The 15,395-nt window shown below is 71.8% G+C and carries 13 protein-coding genes and 2 pseudogenes; 5 read left to right on the top strand and 10 right to left on the bottom strand.

Going from position 1 to position 15,395, the window contains the following annotated elements; genetic code table 11:
• Position 1 precedes the first annotated feature (1 nt).
• Positions 2–502, top strand: coding sequence for a thiol peroxidase (gene tpx, locus ACFY7E_RS12855; protein WP_389483909.1), 501 nt, complete (start codon positions 2–4; stop codon positions 500–502).
• Positions 503–589: 87 nt separating this feature from the next.
• Here tpx and ACFY7E_RS12850 read toward each other — a convergent pair whose 3' ends face one another.
• Complete coding sequence (locus ACFY7E_RS12850) at positions 590–1,006, bottom strand: Fur family transcriptional regulator (protein ID WP_389483907.1); 417 nt, start codon at positions 1,004–1,006, stop codon at positions 590–592.
• Between the two features lie 254 nt (positions 1,007–1,260).
• Between ACFY7E_RS12850 and katG the strand changes: the two genes are divergently transcribed.
• The 4 genes from katG (at position 1,261) to ACFY7E_RS12830 (ending at position 8,177) form a co-directional block, all read left to right on the top strand.
• Complete coding sequence (gene katG, locus ACFY7E_RS12845) at positions 1,261–3,513, top strand: catalase/peroxidase HPI (protein WP_389483905.1); 2,253 nt, start codon at positions 1,261–1,263, stop codon at positions 3,511–3,513.
• 242 nt (positions 3,514–3,755) lie between these two features.
• A complete protein-coding gene (locus ACFY7E_RS12840; protein WP_389483903.1) occupies positions 3,756–6,572 on the top strand; it encodes a hypothetical protein in 2,817 nt (938 codons plus the stop codon).
• Between the two features lie 161 nt (positions 6,573–6,733).
• On the top strand, positions 6,734–7,144 hold the full coding sequence (locus tag ACFY7E_RS12835) for an amphi-Trp domain-containing protein (RefSeq protein WP_389483900.1): 411 nt from the start codon (positions 6,734–6,736) through the stop codon (positions 7,142–7,144).
• 202 nt (positions 7,145–7,346) lie between these two features.
• A complete protein-coding gene (locus ACFY7E_RS12830) occupies positions 7,347–8,177 on the top strand; it encodes a class II glutamine amidotransferase (RefSeq protein ID WP_389483898.1) in 831 nt (276 codons plus the stop codon).
• A gap of 40 nt (positions 8,178–8,217) precedes the next feature.
• On the opposite strand, the pseudogene ACFY7E_RS12825 reads toward ACFY7E_RS12830, so the two are convergent.
• The 9 genes and pseudogenes from ACFY7E_RS12825 to ACFY7E_RS12785 all read right to left on the bottom strand — a co-directional run.
• Positions 8,218–8,379, bottom strand: a pseudogene (locus ACFY7E_RS12825) (pirin family protein); the annotation flags it as partial.
• 28 nt (positions 8,380–8,407) lie between these two features.
• Positions 8,408–8,590: a hypothetical protein gene (locus ACFY7E_RS12820; RefSeq protein WP_389483895.1), complete on the bottom strand. Its 183-nt coding sequence runs from the start codon at positions 8,588–8,590 to the stop codon at positions 8,408–8,410.
• Between the two features lie 99 nt (positions 8,591–8,689).
• Entirely contained in the window at positions 8,690–8,920 is a 231-nt protein-coding gene (locus tag ACFY7E_RS12815) for a transposase (RefSeq protein ID WP_389484228.1), read from the bottom strand.
• Positions 8,921–9,020: 100 nt separating this feature from the next.
• A complete protein-coding gene (locus tag ACFY7E_RS12810) occupies positions 9,021–9,959 on the bottom strand; it encodes an NAD-dependent epimerase/dehydratase family protein (RefSeq protein WP_389483892.1) in 939 nt (312 codons plus the stop codon).
• Between the two features lie 22 nt (positions 9,960–9,981).
• Positions 9,982–11,562 carry a succinic semialdehyde dehydrogenase gene (locus tag ACFY7E_RS12805; protein ID WP_389483890.1) on the bottom strand — a complete coding sequence of 527 codons (1,581 nt, stop codon included), beginning with the start codon at positions 11,560–11,562 and terminating at the stop codon, positions 9,982–9,984.
• A 27-nt stretch (positions 11,563–11,589) separates the two neighbouring features.
• Positions 11,590–12,039 (bottom strand): SRPBCC family protein, encoded by a 450-nt coding sequence (locus tag ACFY7E_RS12800; RefSeq protein ID WP_389483887.1) that lies wholly within the window; start codon positions 12,037–12,039, stop codon positions 11,590–11,592.
• A 67-nt stretch (positions 12,040–12,106) separates the two neighbouring features.
• Positions 12,107–13,027 carry an acetoacetate decarboxylase family protein gene (locus ACFY7E_RS12795; protein WP_389483885.1) on the bottom strand — a complete coding sequence of 307 codons (921 nt, stop codon included), beginning with the start codon at positions 13,025–13,027 and terminating at the stop codon, positions 12,107–12,109.
• 955 nt (positions 13,028–13,982) lie between these two features.
• Positions 13,983–14,944: pseudogene (locus ACFY7E_RS12790) on the bottom strand (NAD(P)H-quinone oxidoreductase).
• 100 nt (positions 14,945–15,044) lie between these two features.
• Positions 15,045–15,266 (bottom strand): TetR family transcriptional regulator, encoded by a 222-nt coding sequence (locus ACFY7E_RS12785; protein ID WP_389483883.1) that lies wholly within the window; start codon positions 15,264–15,266, stop codon positions 15,045–15,047.
• Positions 15,267–15,395: the final 129 nt, after the last annotated feature.

Raw genomic sequence — 15,395 nt, 5'->3', positions numbered from 1 at the left:
CATGGCCCAGGTCACGCTGAAGGGCAGCCCGGTGCAGGTCAACGGCGACCTGCCGGTCCCCGGCAGCCAGGCTCCCGACTTCACGCTCGTCGCCGAGGGTCTCGCCGACAAGTCGCTCAAGGACTTCGCCGGCGCGCGCAAGATCCTCAACATCTTCCCGAGCGTCGACACCCCGACGTGCGCCTCCTCCGTTCGCGCCTTCAACAAGAAGGCCGGCGAGCTGGAGAACACCGTGGTGCTCTGCATCTCCGCCGACCTGCCCTTCGCGCAGGCGCGCTTCTGCGGCGCCGAGGGCCTGGAGAACGTCAAGAACCTCTCGACGCTCCGGGGCCGCGAGTTCCACAACGCCTACGGCGTGGAGATCGCGGACGGGCCGCTGGCCGGTCTGACCGCCCGCGCGGTCGTCGTCCTCGACGAGAACGACAAGGTCCTGCACGCGCAGCTCGTGGACGAGATCGCGGACGAGCCCGGCTACGACGAGGCGCTCGCCGTCCTGAAGTAGGCACCCGCGGCGGCTCGCGGGCCGCGACCGCCACCTCGGAGGGGGCCGTCACCGACACCCGGTGGCGGCCCCCTTCCGCGTACGCGCTCATCCCCCCGAGCAGTCCGGGCACAGCCCCCGGTACGTCACGTCGGCCTTCTCCACGGCGAAGCCGAAGCGTTCCTCCGGCGGGAGGACCTCCAGCGGGTCCCCCGTCGCGTGGACGTCCCGGATGAGCCCGCATCCCGAGCAGACCAGGTGCTGGTGCTCCCGGCGCGCGTTCGGGTCGTAGCGCTTGGCCCGTCCGTCCGTGGAGAGTTCCACGACCTCCCCCAGGGCGACGAGCTCGCCGAGGGTGTTGTAGACCGTCGCCCGCGCGATCTCCGGCAGCCGCTCGACGGCGCGCGCGTGCACCTCGTCCGCCGTGAGGTGCACGTGGTCGCCGGCCAGGACCTCCGCGACCACGCGCCGCTGGGACGTCATCCGCCAGCCACGGGAGCGCAGCCGTTCCAGCAGGTCGCTCATGTCGGTTCACCTCTTCGACTTCGGCGCGGGGCCCGCGGTGACCGGTGTGCGGCCGGTGCTCCTCGGACAGAATTTGGCATTGTTCTTGACTTGGACAAGGTCCATCGTAGGATCGGTTCCGTTGATGGCCAAGGGACAGGAAGACTTCAGTGCGGCGGGAGTCCGAGACGCGACGCCTCTCCGGGCCCTGCCCGGCCGCTCTGCCGATCGCACTTCCCGAGCACTGTTTGTCCGCCAGGTCCGGAAGGATTCCGATGTCTGAGAACCGCGTGCCCGAGAACGAGGCCCCCGAGAACCACGACGCGATCGTCGTGGACGCGAAGCTGGACGAAGCCGGGGGCGGCTGCCCGGTCGCGCACGGCCGCGCCGCCCACCCGACCGAGGGCGGCGGCAACAACCAGTGGTGGCCGAACCGGCTGAACCTGAAGATCCTGGCCAAGAACCCCGCCGTGGCCAACCCGCTGGGCGAGGACTTCGACTACGCCGAGGCGTTCGGGAACCTCGACCTGGCGGCCGTGAAGCGGGACATAGCCGAGGTCCTCACGACCTCCCAGGACTGGTGGCCGGCCGACTTCGGCCACTACGGCCCCCTCATGGTCCGGATGGCGTGGCACAGCGCGGGCACGTACCGCATCAGCGACGGCCGCGGTGGCGCCGGCGCCGGCCAGCAGCGCTTCGCGCCGCTCAACAGCTGGCCGGACAACGTCAACCTGGACAAGGCCCGCCGCCTGCTGTGGCCGGTCAAGAAGAAGTACGGCCAGAACCTCTCCTGGGCCGACCTCCTGATCCTCACCGGCAACGTGGCCCTGGAGACGATGGGCTTCGAGACCTTCGGCTTCGCCGGCGGCCGCGCGGACGTGTGGGAGCCCGACGAGGACGTCTACTGGGGCCCCGAGACCGCCTGGCTGGACGACAAGCGCTACAGCGGCGACCGCGAGCTGGAGGAGCCCCTCGGCGCGGTCCAGATGGGCCTCATCTACGTCAACCCCGAGGGCCCGAACGGCAACCCGGACCCGATCGCGGCGGCCCGCGACATCCGGGAGACCTTCCGCCGGATGGCGATGAACGACGAGGAGACCGTCGCGCTCATCGCCGGCGGCCACACCTTCGGCAAGGCGCACGGCGCCGGCCCGTCGGAGAGCGTCGGCGACGACCCCGAGGCCGCGCCGATCGAGTCCCAGGGCTTCGGCTGGGCCAACTCCCACGGCACCGGCAAGGGCGGCGACACGATCACCAGCGGTCTGGAGGTCACCTGGACCACCACTCCCGCGCAGTGGGGCCACGACTTCTTCAAGCACCTCTTCGAGTACGACTACGAGCTCACCAAGAGCCCGGCCGGTGCGCACCAGTGGGTGGCGAAGGACGCCGAGGCGATCATCCCCGACGCCCACGACCCGTCGAAGAAGCACCTCCCGACGATGCTCACCACCGACCTGTCGCTGCGCTTCGACCCGGCGTACGAGCAGATCTCGCGGCGCTTCTACGAGAACCCGGAGCAGTTCGCGGACGCCTTCGCCCGCGCCTGGTACAAGCTGACGCACCGTGACCTGGGCCCGGTCGCCCGCTACCTCGGCCCGGAGGTCCCCTCCGAGGTGCTGCTGTGGCAGGACCCGCTGCCGGAGCGCGAGGGCGAGCTCCTGGACGCGGCGGACGTCGCCTCCCTCAAGGAGCGGATCCTCGCCTCGGACCTGACCGTCGCGCAGCTGGTCTCCGCGGCCTGGGCCGCGGCCTCCTCCTTCCGCGGCAGCGACAAGCGCGGCGGCGCCAACGGCGGCCGCATCCGCCTGGAGCCGCAGCGCGGCTGGGAGGTCAACGAGCCGGAGGAGCTGGCGCAGGTCCTCCGCGTCCTCGAGGGCGTCAAGGCCTCCTTCGACGCCGAGGGCGGCAAGAGCGTCTCGATCGCCGACCTGGTGGTGCTCGCGGGTTCCGCGGCCGTCGAGAAGGCCGCCGAGGACGCGGGCGTCGACGTCGAGGTGCCGTTCGCGCCGGGCCGGGTGGACGCGAGCCAGGAGCAGACGGACGTCGAGTCCTTCGCCGCCCTGGAGCCGAAGGCCGACGGCTTCCGCAACTACCTCGGCAAGGGAAGCCGGCTCCCGGCCGAGTTCCTGCTGGTCGACCGGGCCAACCTGCTGAACCTGAGCGCCCCCGAACTGACCGTCCTCGTCGGCGGCCTGCGCGTCCTGGGCGCGAACCACCAGGGCTCGAAGCACGGCGTCCTGACCACGGCCCCGGGCACCCTGACGAACGACTTCTTCGTCAACCTGCTCGACATGGACACCATCTGGCGGCCGGTGGCCGGTGACGCGGACCTCTTCGAGGCCCACGACGCCGCGACGGGCACGGTCCGGTGGACCGGCACCCGCGCCGACCTCGTCTTCGGCTCCAACAGCGAACTGCGCGCGGTGGCCGAGGTCTACGCGAGCGACGACGCGAAGGAGAAGTTCGTGAAGGACTTCGTCTCCGCGTGGAGCAAGGTGATGGACCTGGACCGGTTCGACCTCGTCTGACCCTCCCTCGATCCGCGGCCGGACGGCCTCGCCCGTCGTCCGGCCCGGCACCCCGGCCCGGGTGGTTCCCCCGCCACCCGGGCCGGTCCTGTGCCCGGCCCCGGCGCCCGCGCACGGGGCCGCACGGGCACCCCCGCCACCTCCGGCACCGTCCTCCGGGGCGAAAGGGGGCACCGGGGGGGCCGAGCGGCCGACGCCACCGGCGGTGCCCCCACACGGGAACGAACGTGAGGATGACCGTCTTGATACGTGGCATACGCGGCGTGACCGCCGCCGCGGCCTTACTCGCGCTGGCCGCGGCGGCGCCCGGCACGGCGCACGCGCGGCCGGCGTCGCCCGGGGCACCGGCGGCGGCCCAGGGGGCCCGGCAGGGGAACGCCGAACTCCCCCCGGGCTGGCGGATCACCGGGACCGGCGCGCACGGACAGCTCGTGTGGACGTCGCCCGATCCCGTCCCCATGGGCGACGCCCGGGTGGAGTTCCACGCAGGCGACCGGCTGCTCGGCCGCCCGGTGGCCGAGCCCGACGGGCACACCTTCCGGCTGCCCCTCGGGGGCGCCCGGCTCGACGGGGGCGACCGGCTGCGGGTGACGGCCGGCGGCAAGCGGCTGGACGCCGCCCCCTCCGCCCGCCCGAGCCCCCTCGCACCGCCCACCGGACCGGAGGCCCCGCCCCAGCCCGCCGCGCCGGAGGTCCCGCTCCCGGCGAACCCGGTCGATCCGGGAACGCCCGGCCCCTACCGCACCGTCGGCGGCGAGTACGTCCTGCCGTCCGTGTCGCTGCCCGACTTCCCCGTGCCCGTCGAGATGCGCGCCGTCGTGGTGGGCCCGGCCGGCGCGCCGGGGAGGCGGCCGGTGGTCCTCTTCCTGCACGGCCGGCACGCCACCTGCCACACGCCCGGGACCGAGGAGGCGACGGGCGAGTGGCCCTGCCCGGCGGGCACCCGGGAGATACCGAGCCACCGGGGCTACCTGAACGCCCAGAAGCTCCTGGCCTCCCAGGGCTACGTGACGGTCTCCGTCTCCGCCAACGGCGTCAACGGGCAGGACCACAGCATCGACGACGCGGGTGCGCAGGCCCGCTCCTCCCTGGTCCGGCTGCACCTGGCCCGCTGGGCCGACTGGGCCGCGAACCGGTCGGCCGCGCCGGCCGCCGTGCGGAGGACCGCGCCCGCGGACCTCTCGCGCGTGCTGCTCGTCGGCCACTCCCGCGGGGGCGAGGGCGTCAACCGGGCGGCCCTCGACAGCCTCTACCCGCCGCCCGCCGACCGGGACGGCCACCGGGGGCCCGTACGGTGGAAGATCCGCGGCAACGTCCTGATCGGGCCCACGATCTTCGGCCAGAACCCGGCCCCCGACGTGCCGTCCACGACGATCCTGCCGGGCTGCGACGGGGACGTGAGCGACCTCCAGGGCCAGATCTACCTCGACGGCACCCGGGGCACCGGCCGGGGCACGGCCCTGCACAGCTCGGTCTACATGGTCGGGGCCAACCACAACTTCTTCAACAGCGAGTGGACCCCGGGACAGGCCCAGGCCCCGGCGTTCGACGACTTCTGGTCCGGTGAGGAGCCCGACCCGGTCTGCTCCCCCGGCGCGGCGACCCGGCTGACCGCCGGGCAGCAGCAGCGGGCGGGCGCCGCCTACATCGCCGCGTCGGCCCGGCTCTTCGTCGGAGGGGACGACCGGGTCCGGCCGCTGCTCGACGGCACCGGCCGCCGCGCGCCCTCGGCGGGCCCGGCCCGGATCCTCACCCACGCCGTCGGCGGGCACCGCACCCCGGCCCTCCTGCCGGACTCCTCGACGACGGTCACCGGCCCGGGCCGGCTGTGCGCCCAGGTCGACTCCGACGCCGAACGCGCCTGTCTGACCCCCGGGGTGGAAGGCGTCTCCCCGCACTTCGCGATCTGGGAGGCCTACCCCGAGCCGGGCCGCGACGCCGTCGCGCTGCGGTGGGACGCCCCCGGGAAGCCGGTCTCGGTACGCCCGTCCCGGCCGGTCTCCCTGGCCGGCTCCGAGGCCCTGGCCCTGCGCCTGGCCGTCCCGCCCAACAGCGCGGGCACCCGGTTCGACGTCACCGTGACCGATACGTCGGGCCGCCGCGCGCACCTGGGCCGCACCCGCGTCGACGGCCTGCCCGGCAGCGACCGGACCGCGTCCGTGTGGGCGCGCGAGGCCCGCGTCCCGCTGTCCGCCGCGCGCCGGGCCGGCCTGGACCTGAGGCGGATCGCGGCGCTCGAACTGTCCCCGAGCGGCGGTCCGGGCCGTGCGTGGCTCGTGGACGCGTGGGGCTGGCGCCCCGGCACCCCGGTGGTGCGGCCGGCCGCGCTGCCGCGCGTCGACATCGGCCGTCTGACGGTCGACGAGGGCGACTCCGGGGTGCGCACCCACCGCGTCCCGGTGCGGGTCTCCGGGCAGGGCAGCGGGCAGGTCCGGCTCTTCGTGCCCCGGCCCGACGGCGAAGGGGTCACCTCCCGCCTGGTGACGGTGCGCCCCGGGCGCCAGGACATCGACATACCGGTCGAGGTCCGGGGCAACACCCGCTTCGGCTACGACACGGCGCACGACGCGTTCGTGAAGGCGGTGCGCGGGGCCGTGGTCGGCGCCCACCGGGGCGGGGTGACCGCCCGGAACGACGACCCCCTGCCCGTGGTGACCGTGACGCCGGTCGCCGCCGACGTGACGGAGGGCGAGGCCCTGACCTGGCGGGGGACGCTGTCCGCCGCCGCGGACACCGACCTCGTGGGCACGGTCGGTCTGCTGCCGGTGACCGGCGGCGACGAGCTGTCCACCGCCGACGTCGATCCGGCATGGCTGACGCAGGAGATCGGCGAGGTCCCCGACCCGGCCGTGCCACTGTCCGAGGCGGTCCCGGGCGGCCTGACCCTGTGGTTCTTCGTGCCCGCCGGGGAGACGGACGTCGAGCTGAGCGTGCCCACCGTCGCGGACGGCGTCACGGAACCGGCGGAGTCGCTGAGGGCCGTCCTGTCGGTCCTCGACGGCTCCTGGGAGCCGGTCCCGGGCCCGGAGCTCACCGGAAGGGTGCGGGACACGGCGTAACCCCCGGACCGGCGCTCCGGGGTGCGGCGGGCACCGCCACGGCGCACGCTGGGAACGAGACGCGGCCGGCTCCGGAACGACGGCGGGTCATCGGGCGACCGTGTCCGACATCCCTGTCCTCCGGCGCCGGTCACTTCCAGCACCCGAACCGGAGACAGACGATGAAAGACCTCACCTTCGAACAGAAGCGCTCCGTGTCGCGCGTCGAAGCCGCGGAACAGCTCATGGAACTCGCGACGGCCCTGAGGGACGGCGGGGAGATCGAGTGGAACATCGGCCACGGCACGCTGAGCCTGCGCGTCCCCGACGAGCTCCACAGCGAGGTCGAGGTCGAGATCGGGGAGGGCAGGATCGAGCTGGAGATCGAGCTGGAGTGGCCGACCACGCGTCTGCGCCCGGCACCGCCGAAGCCCCCGGCGGGGGCGGAGGAGAAACCGGCGGGGGCGGAGGACGGGGAGGGCAGGGCGAGGAAGGCGGGACAGCGCAAGGGCGCCCCCGCCAAGCCCAAGCGCGCCGGCACCGGCGGCGGCACCCGCGGGGCCGCCGCGAAACGCTCCGCCGCGACGTCCTGACCCCGGCGCACAGGCGCGCGCACGGCCCCCGGTGACCCGGGGCCGGACCGGCTCGTCCGGACAGAGGGACAGACGGACGGACGAGCGCCGGGACGGACGAACTCCGGGACGGAGCCGGACGAGGGGCCGAGAAGGGGAGGGTGCCGGGCCGGACCTTCCCGGCGCCGCTCCCGGAGCACGGCAGGGACCCAGGTGATGACGCATGTGTCGATGGCTCGCGTACTCGGGCACGCCCGTACTGCTCGACACCATCCTGTACAGGCCCGCGCACTCCCTGATCGACCAGAGCCTGCACTCCAAGCTCGGCGTGGAGACGACCAACGGCGACGGGTTCGGCGTCGGCTGGTACACGGACGGCGCCGACTCCCCGGCGCTCTTCCGGGAGATCGGCCCCGCCTGGAGCAACCGCAACCTGCGGGAGCTGGCGGACCACGTCCGCTCGCCGCTGTTCTTCGCCCACATCCGGGCGTCGACCGGGACGGCGGTGCAGCAGTCGAACTGCCACCCCTTCCGGCACGGCCGCTGGATGTTCATGCACAACGGCGCCATCGCGGAGTTCCACCTCGTGCGCCGCGACCTCACCCTGCTCGTCGACCCGGAGCTGTACGCGGACATCGAGGGGACGACGGACTCCGAGGTGATGTTCTACCTGGCCCTCACCTTCGGCCTCGACCGGGACCCGCCGACGGCCGTCGCCCGGATGGCGGGGGCGGTGGAGCGCGCCGGCCGCGAGCGCGGCGTGGAGTTCCCCCTCCAGATGACGCTCGCCGTCACCGACGGCGAACGCCTCTGGGCCTTCCGCTACTCCAGCGAGCGCGCCTCCCGGTCCCTGTTCTACAGCAGCCGGGTGGACGCGCTGCGCAGACTGCACCCCGACATGGCGTTCCTGCGGGACGCCTCGGAGAAGACCCGCCTCGTCGTGTCCGAGCCCCTGGGCGACCTGCCCGGCGCCTGGAACGAAGTGCCGGAGGGCACCTACGGCGTGGTCCAGCCGGAGGGCGACGAACTGCGCCCCTTCGCCCCGGCGGCGTGACCTGCCCGCCCCTGTCACGAACGGGGCGGGCGCCACCGGTTCAACGGACGCCGCCCCGGGGCTCGAGCGGCGTCACGGGGAGCCCGGGCGCGGGCAACCGGTCGCCGTCGTACCCCTTCACCTCGCCGAAGCGGCCCCCCGCCATCCAGTCCTCGCGCGCCTGCCGGATCTCCTCGTCCGTACGGCCGACGAAGTTCCACCACCACTTCATCGGTCGAAGTTTCCGCAGGTCAGAAGCTTCCCAGTCCGTTGAAGTCAGCAAAAGTCAGCATCGGCACACCTTCGAGAAGACTGACCCGTCTGTTGATCCGAACCCGGATGGAGGAGGCGACGGCCAGAACGTAGCCGGTCTCGCGGGTCTCCGGGCCGGCACGAAGCTGCGGGTCCTGCCCGTACGCCTCGTGGCCGGTCACCCACGGTGCTCCCCACCCCGGCGTCCAGTCTCGACCGGTGGCACAGGCGAGAAAGACACCGATCTGGCCGTTCTCGATGCGCCCGGCGGCGCCGGTGTATTACCGCTGCACGCCCGTTGAGGCCCGCCCCTTCTTCATGAAGCCGGTCTCGTCGACGATCGGTACGCCGCCATCGCCACCGAGGTGGTCGACGGCGTAAGCACCGACTTCGTCGCGGACGGAATCGGCGTTCCAGCGGGCGCTTCGCAGCAGACGTGGCATGGGTGCGGGACGTGTGTGACCAGCTTGTTCGGCCGGCCGCCGGCAGTTCTCGTGCTCGACGCCGGACAGCAGCCCGAGCAGGTGCCCGCGGGCGGTCGGTCGGTCGCGGTTCCACCCGTCAGAACCGGCCCGCGATCCGGGCCATGGTCCGGTCGAACAACACCCGCCACTACGAAGTCACACTGGAGTACCGGCCGAGGATCTCGCCGACGCCCTCGCGATACGAGGTGACGTCGAAGTCGGGAAAACGCGCCGTGAACTTCGAGGTGTCGAAGATGTTGTCACCGCGATAGCGCGGCAGCAGCTCCTTGACCTCTCCGAGCGGTCCGACGAAGCGGCCGCCGAGGGTGAAGACGGCCAGGGGGAGCACGGTGTAGCGGATCCGGCGGCCGGTGATCTCTTCGGCCACGTGGACCAGTTCGGCGTAGGTGAGGCGGTGGGGATCGATGGGCAGGTGCCAGGTCTGGCCGTAGGCATCGGGGGTGTTGCCGATCAGGGCCATGGCGCGGCTGGCGTCCGGTGTCCAGATGAGGGACCGGACGGTCTTCGCGCTGACGGGGACGAACGGCCGCTTGCCCGCCTTGATCCGGTCGAAGACGAGCGAGTTGGTCAGGCTCTTGGTCTTTCCCGGGCCGTAGAACTCCGGCGCCCGGCAGATGACGGCGTCGACCTTCCCCGCGCTCATCGCGTCCAGCAGCGTCGTCGCGATCTGCGCGCGCACCCGGCCCTTGCGGCCGTTCGGCTCGAAGCGGGTCGACTCGGTCTGCGGGGTGGTCGTGCCCGGGTACATGTACGTGTTGTCGAAGAACACGAGCTTGGTTCCGTGCTTCGCGCAGGCGTCGATGACGTTGCACATCATGGCGGGGAACTGTCGCTCCCACAGCCCCGAGTCCATGGGCAGGCCCACGGTGAGGTAGGCGACCTCGCTGCCCCGGACGGCCCGGTCCGTCGCCTCGGGGTCGGTCAGGTCGGCCTTGACGAGTTGGTCGGTGTCGTGGATCTTCTTGGGGTTGCGGCTGACCAGCCGGATGTCGCGCGTGAAGCCGCAGTACAGCTCCCGGGTGAGTTCTTCACCGATCGGCCCGTTGGCGCCCAGAACCGTGTGCATGGGATGTATCACTCTTTCTTGTCTACTTGACGCCCGGAAGGCGCTTGAGGATCTTCAGGCCCGCGGAAACGAGGCGGGCGTAGCGTGCGGGGTCGATCCCGTCGGGCACTCCGACCGGGATCAGCCGCTCGACGGCGATGGTCTGGGACTCGGTGTACTTCAGGATGCCGTGCTCGCCGTGGCGGCGACCCAGACCGGAGGCCTTCATTCCGCCCATGGGCGCGTCGACCGAGCCCCACGCCGCGGCGTAGGCGTCGTTGACGTTGACGGTGCCGGCCTGGAGGCGGGACGCGACGCGTCGCCCGCGGCGCTCGTCACGGGTCCACACGCTGAAGTTCAGCCCGTACTCGCTGTCGTTGGCCCTGGCGACGGCCTCGTTCTCGTCCGCCACGCGGTACACGGAGACGAGAGGTCCGAAGGTCTCGTGGGCGTACACCTCCATCGTGTCGTCGACGTCGGTGAGGATCGTCGGCTCGAAGAAGAAGGGGCCGAGGTCCGGGCGGTGCCCGCCTCCGGTCAGGACCGTGGCTCCCTTGGACCTCGCGTCCTCGACGTGCCGGATCACGGTCTCCAACTGCTTCTGGGAGACCAGCGACCCCATGTCGCCCGAGTAGTCGACGGCCGCCGACAGTTTCATCGCCTCGGTCGCCGCGACGAGCTTGCGGGTGAACTCGTCCCAGAGCGTGTCCGGGACGTAGACGCGCTCCATGGAGATGCACAACTGCCCGGTGTTCGAGAAGCAGGCGCGCACCGTTCCGGAGACCGCCTGGTCGACGTCCGCGTCGTCGAGGACGATCAGGGCGTTCTTGCCGCCGAGCTCCATCGAGCAGTCGATCAGGTTCTCGCCGGCCTGCGCGGCCACCTTGCGTCCGACGGCGGTGGAACCGGTGAACATGAGGAAGTCGGAGTTCTCGACGATGGACAGGCCGAGTTCGGCGCCGGAGCCCGTGACGGCCTGGACCAGTCCGGGCTGCATGCCCGCCTCTTCGAGCAGTTCGACGGCCCACAGCGCGGAGAACGGGGTCTGCGCGTCGGGCTTGGCCAGGACCGCGTTTCCCGCGACGATCGCCGGGAGCGCGTCGCTGATGCCCAGGGTCAGGGGGTAGTTCCACGGCGAGATGACTCCGACCAGGCCCTTGGGGTGGTGCAGTTCCCAGGCCTTCGTCAGTCCCGGCTGGACGCCCTGCCGCTTCTTGGGGCGCAGGTACTCGTGCGCGGTGTTCGCGTAGTACCGCGCGTTGAGGGTGACGTCCATGATCTCCTCGAACGCGTGCCGACGCGCCTTGCCGTTCTCGAGCTGGATCAGGTCCAGGACCTCGTCCTGGCGGGCGAGGACGAGATCGTGGAAGCGACGCAGCACGGCAGCGCGTTCCCGGACCGGACGGGCCGCCCATGCCTTCTGGACCCTTCGGGCGCGCACGGCGGCCGCCGCGACGTCCTCGGGGGTTGCGTGGGGCACGGTTCCGAGCACCTCGCCGGTCATGGCGTTGGTGACGTCCTGGGTGGACGCGGGGTTCGCGACCCGCACGCGGCGGGCCAGGGCCTCCAGGCGAGGGGAGTCGATGCGCGGCGTGATGCGGTGGGGGGTGGGGGTCGTGGTCATGGACTCGTCCTTTCGTGGATCGAGGAGTCACCGAGGGGCCGACCTGTCGATGTGCTCCTTCAGGCGCGCCGTCGTGCGCCCGTTCTCCCGCCGGACCAACGCCGTCACGAGCGGCCCGACCGGGCGCAGCCGCCCGGCGACGCCGATGCGGCCCGTGCGGGTGAGCGTGCACCCTCCGGCCGCCGGTTCGACGCGGTGGACGACGTCGATGACGAGCGCGTCGTCGTCGGTCGTCTGGCGGAAGGCGACGAGACGGCCGGGGGACGCGTCGGTGACCGTCCCGCGGACTTTTCCCAGGGGGGTGTGGTCGACGTACGTGTCGCCGATCGACGCTGCTGTCGTCCGTCCCGGCGTCGTTCCCCGGTAGCTCGCGGACCGGGGCAGCCAGTCACCGTGACTTCGCAGGTCGCGTAGGCAGGCGTAAGCCTGTTCCGGTGCCGCTTCGGTGGTGGTGCTGATCGTGCTTCGGCGTGTCATGTGTTCTCCTCGCCCCGCCCGCAGTGTGGCGTGCGGTACCTGCGCCGCGGGACGATGGCACAGACGGTCAGCCGATCGAGATGACCGTGGGCATGTGCAGGGCGAGCTGTCCGTGGGTCATGACGTCCAGGCGCAGGTTGCCCACCGGTCGCAGGGAACGGATGTCGTCCGACAGACGCCCCTCGCCGAACGTGAGCTCGATGTCGCGGGGGAACATCTGCGTACCTGACGACAGGGCGTTCGTCTGACTGAACGTCGTGCGCCAGCCGCCGCCGAAGTGGGTGTAGGAGTTCAGGGACGACACCGCGGTCCCGCTGCCGTGCTTCGCCTGCCGGGGCGTCGGCGTCCTGAGCTCGAGGTCGGTTCCGCCGGCGTCGTTGGTGATCCGGCCGAAGGTCGTGCGGTCGTCGATCGAGACGTCGATCTCGGTCACCCATTTCGGGAAGCCGTACCCGTCGTGGCCGCGCACCTGGGCGATGTCGGTGTTCACCGGCAACGAGAGGACGTACGAATCGAGGTGGTCGTTCTTCAGCGCCGCCAGGAGGTCGACGGCGCCGAGAGGACCGTGCCGGGCCGGCTTGACGGCGATGCCGACGGCGGCTTCGGTGTAGAAGTCGATGTCGCACACGTCGTAGCGGAAGAGCATGACGGACACCAGACCGAACCCGGGGGCGATCTGCAGCGGCTCGAGCTCGCGCGGGAGCCGCCGCCGGATGGCGTGCGTGGGGGCGATCATCGTCAACCGGGCGTTCGACATCGCGTAGTAGAAGTTCGGGGTGAAGGTCGGCCCGATCCTCGACTGCACCTCCACCTTGGGTTGGCTCCTGAAGAAGTCGACGCCCGCCACGCGGGGGTCCTTCGCCACCTCGTCGAGGTCGACCTGCATCCGGCAGCGGTCGAACAGACCACCCGACGGAACGCGCACCGTGCGCTCGCCCAGGGCGACCTCCACCGTGTCCCGGGGCTTTTCGGCCTGCGGGTCGTCCATGGCTGTTGCTCCCGTCCTCGTCCTCGATGTCCTTGGTCCCGGCGACTGCACGACAACCGTACACCCAAATGTTTACACCGCTCACTTCTGTGCGGATCGTCACTTTCCGGCCCGGGGCTCCGACCGCCCTCGCAGATCCATCATTGCCGCAGCGGTCGGCGTCCGCATCGCGGACCGGACCGTGCGGTCGGCCGGTGACGGTCACCCGCGAGGCCCCTCTCCCTGCTTGACGGGGCCCGCTCGGCCTCGGCGGCGACCAGATGCCGCTCGGTGACGTCGACGAACTCGACGTGCTGGTCTTCTGCACCGGATTCAAGGCCACCGAGCCCCCTACGCGACACTGGTCCACGACGGGGAGGGCGTCTTCCTCGCGGATCGCCGGGCGCGGGGCATGGAGGCGTTCGCCTCGACCACGGTCTCCGGATTCCCCGATCCGTTCATCGTCAACGGCCCCGACACCGGACTCGGCCGCAACTCCCTCGCCCACGTCTTCGAGGCCCAGATCGACTACGTCCTGGGGGCCCTCGCACGGAGCGAGGCCCACGGCGACCGCATCCTCGACGTGTCCGCCGAAGCCCAGGCCCGGTACGTGGAAGAACTCCAGGAACGCAGCGAGGGCACGGTCCGGCTCGGCGACGGCTGCAAGAGCTGGTACGTCGACCCGCGCAGCGACCGTCCGACCCTGATCCGGCCGGAGTTCGCGCACGAGTTCCGGCACCGGAACGGCTCTTTCGACCCGGCTCCGTACCTCGCGGCCGAAATCGCCGTCGCGGTGCAGGCGCGTCCGACACGTCAACGACACCACCGGCGAACGGGCGGTCGGTCTCCGGACCGGCCACCCCGGTCGTGCCGCGCCGCCGGTGGGCCGTGCCTCGGTGGGAGTGTGCGTCGAGCGCGGCTTCGTCGGTGCCGCCGGACGCCGTGTGCACCGTACGGGCCGTGCGGACGCCCTCGGCTATGCGTTGTTGACGAGGAGGATCTTGCCGAGGTGGCCGCCCGCCTCCAGCAGGCGGTGCCCCTCCGCGGCGTCCGCCATCGGTACGGTCCGGTCGATGACCAGCTTCACCGTCCCGTCCTCGATCATCGGCCACACGTTCTTCTGCACCTCGGCCACGACCTCGGCCTTGTACTCCTTCGAGCGCGTCCGCAGCGTCGTGCCGTGCACCGACGCCCGCTTGAAGACGATCTCCGCCAGGTCGAGCTGCCCCTCCAGGCCCTTCTGCAGGCCGATCACCACCAGCCGACCGTCCGCCGCCAGGGACCGCACGTTGCGTTCCAGGTAGTCACCGCCCACGACATCGAGGATGACGTCGTACGGGCCGTGCTCGGCGAAGTCCTCGGTCCGGTAGTGATCGCCACGTCCGCGCCCAGCTCCCGCGCCCGGGCCGCTTTCTCGGCTCCGCCGACCGTCGTCACCACGCGGGCTCCCAGGGCCTTGGCGATCTGGATCGCCATCGTTCCCACTCCGCCGGCGCCACCGTGCACCAAGAGGGTCTCCCCCGCCTTCAGACCCGCGGTCATGACGATGTTCGACCAGACCGTCGCCGTCACCTCCGGCAGGCCCGCCGCCTCCGTCAGTCCGACGCCCTTCGGAAGGGTGAGCAGCTGCCCCGCCGGCACGGCGACCTTCTGCGCGTAGCCACCGCCCGTCAGCAGGGCGCAGACCTCGTCACCCACCTGCCAGCCGGTCACACCCTCACCGACCTCACTGATCCGGCCGGAGACCTCCAGCCCCGGGTACGGCGACCAGCCCGGCTGCAGGGGATACAGCCCCCACCGCTGCATGACGTCCGCGCGGTTCAGGGCACTGGCCACCACGTCGACGACCACTTCACCCGCGGCGGGTGTCGGGTCCTCGGCCTCGACCCACCGCAGAACCTCAGGACCACCGTGCTCCGTGATCGACACAGCCTTCATGACAACTCCGTTCACAAACCAGGATGAAGGGTTCCGCCACCGGGGAAGGTACGGCGGCCCCAGCCCACCGAGAACCCAATGTGTATGCCACTTACATTACTCAAGAAAAGTAAGCACGGCAAACATTGAAGTACTGGGACAGGCTTCCCGGGGAGGTGCCGGCACGACGCGCGATGGCGTTCGTGCCGACCGCCTGGACTCCCGCGTCCGCGAGGAGTTCTTCTGCGGCACGCACGATCCGGGAGATCCGCTGTTCGCCTCTCGCTCGACGCTTGCGCCGGTAGTGGACGGACGCGCCGACTGCTGGACCGTCGAGGGACATGGCCGTCCCGTCTCCCCCCCACCGTCCGCCCCACACCCCGAGGGCTCGTTACCGGACCTCACGCATGGGAGTGGCAGGAGAGGCCGCCCGGGTTCCCGCCGGACGTCTCCCGCACACCCGTCAGGACGA

Source organism: Streptomyces sp. NPDC012825, from assembly GCF_042900925.1.
Classification (GTDB): domain Bacteria; phylum Actinomycetota; class Actinomycetes; order Streptomycetales; family Streptomycetaceae; genus Streptomyces.
This window is presented reverse-complemented; position numbering and strand designations above follow the sequence as displayed.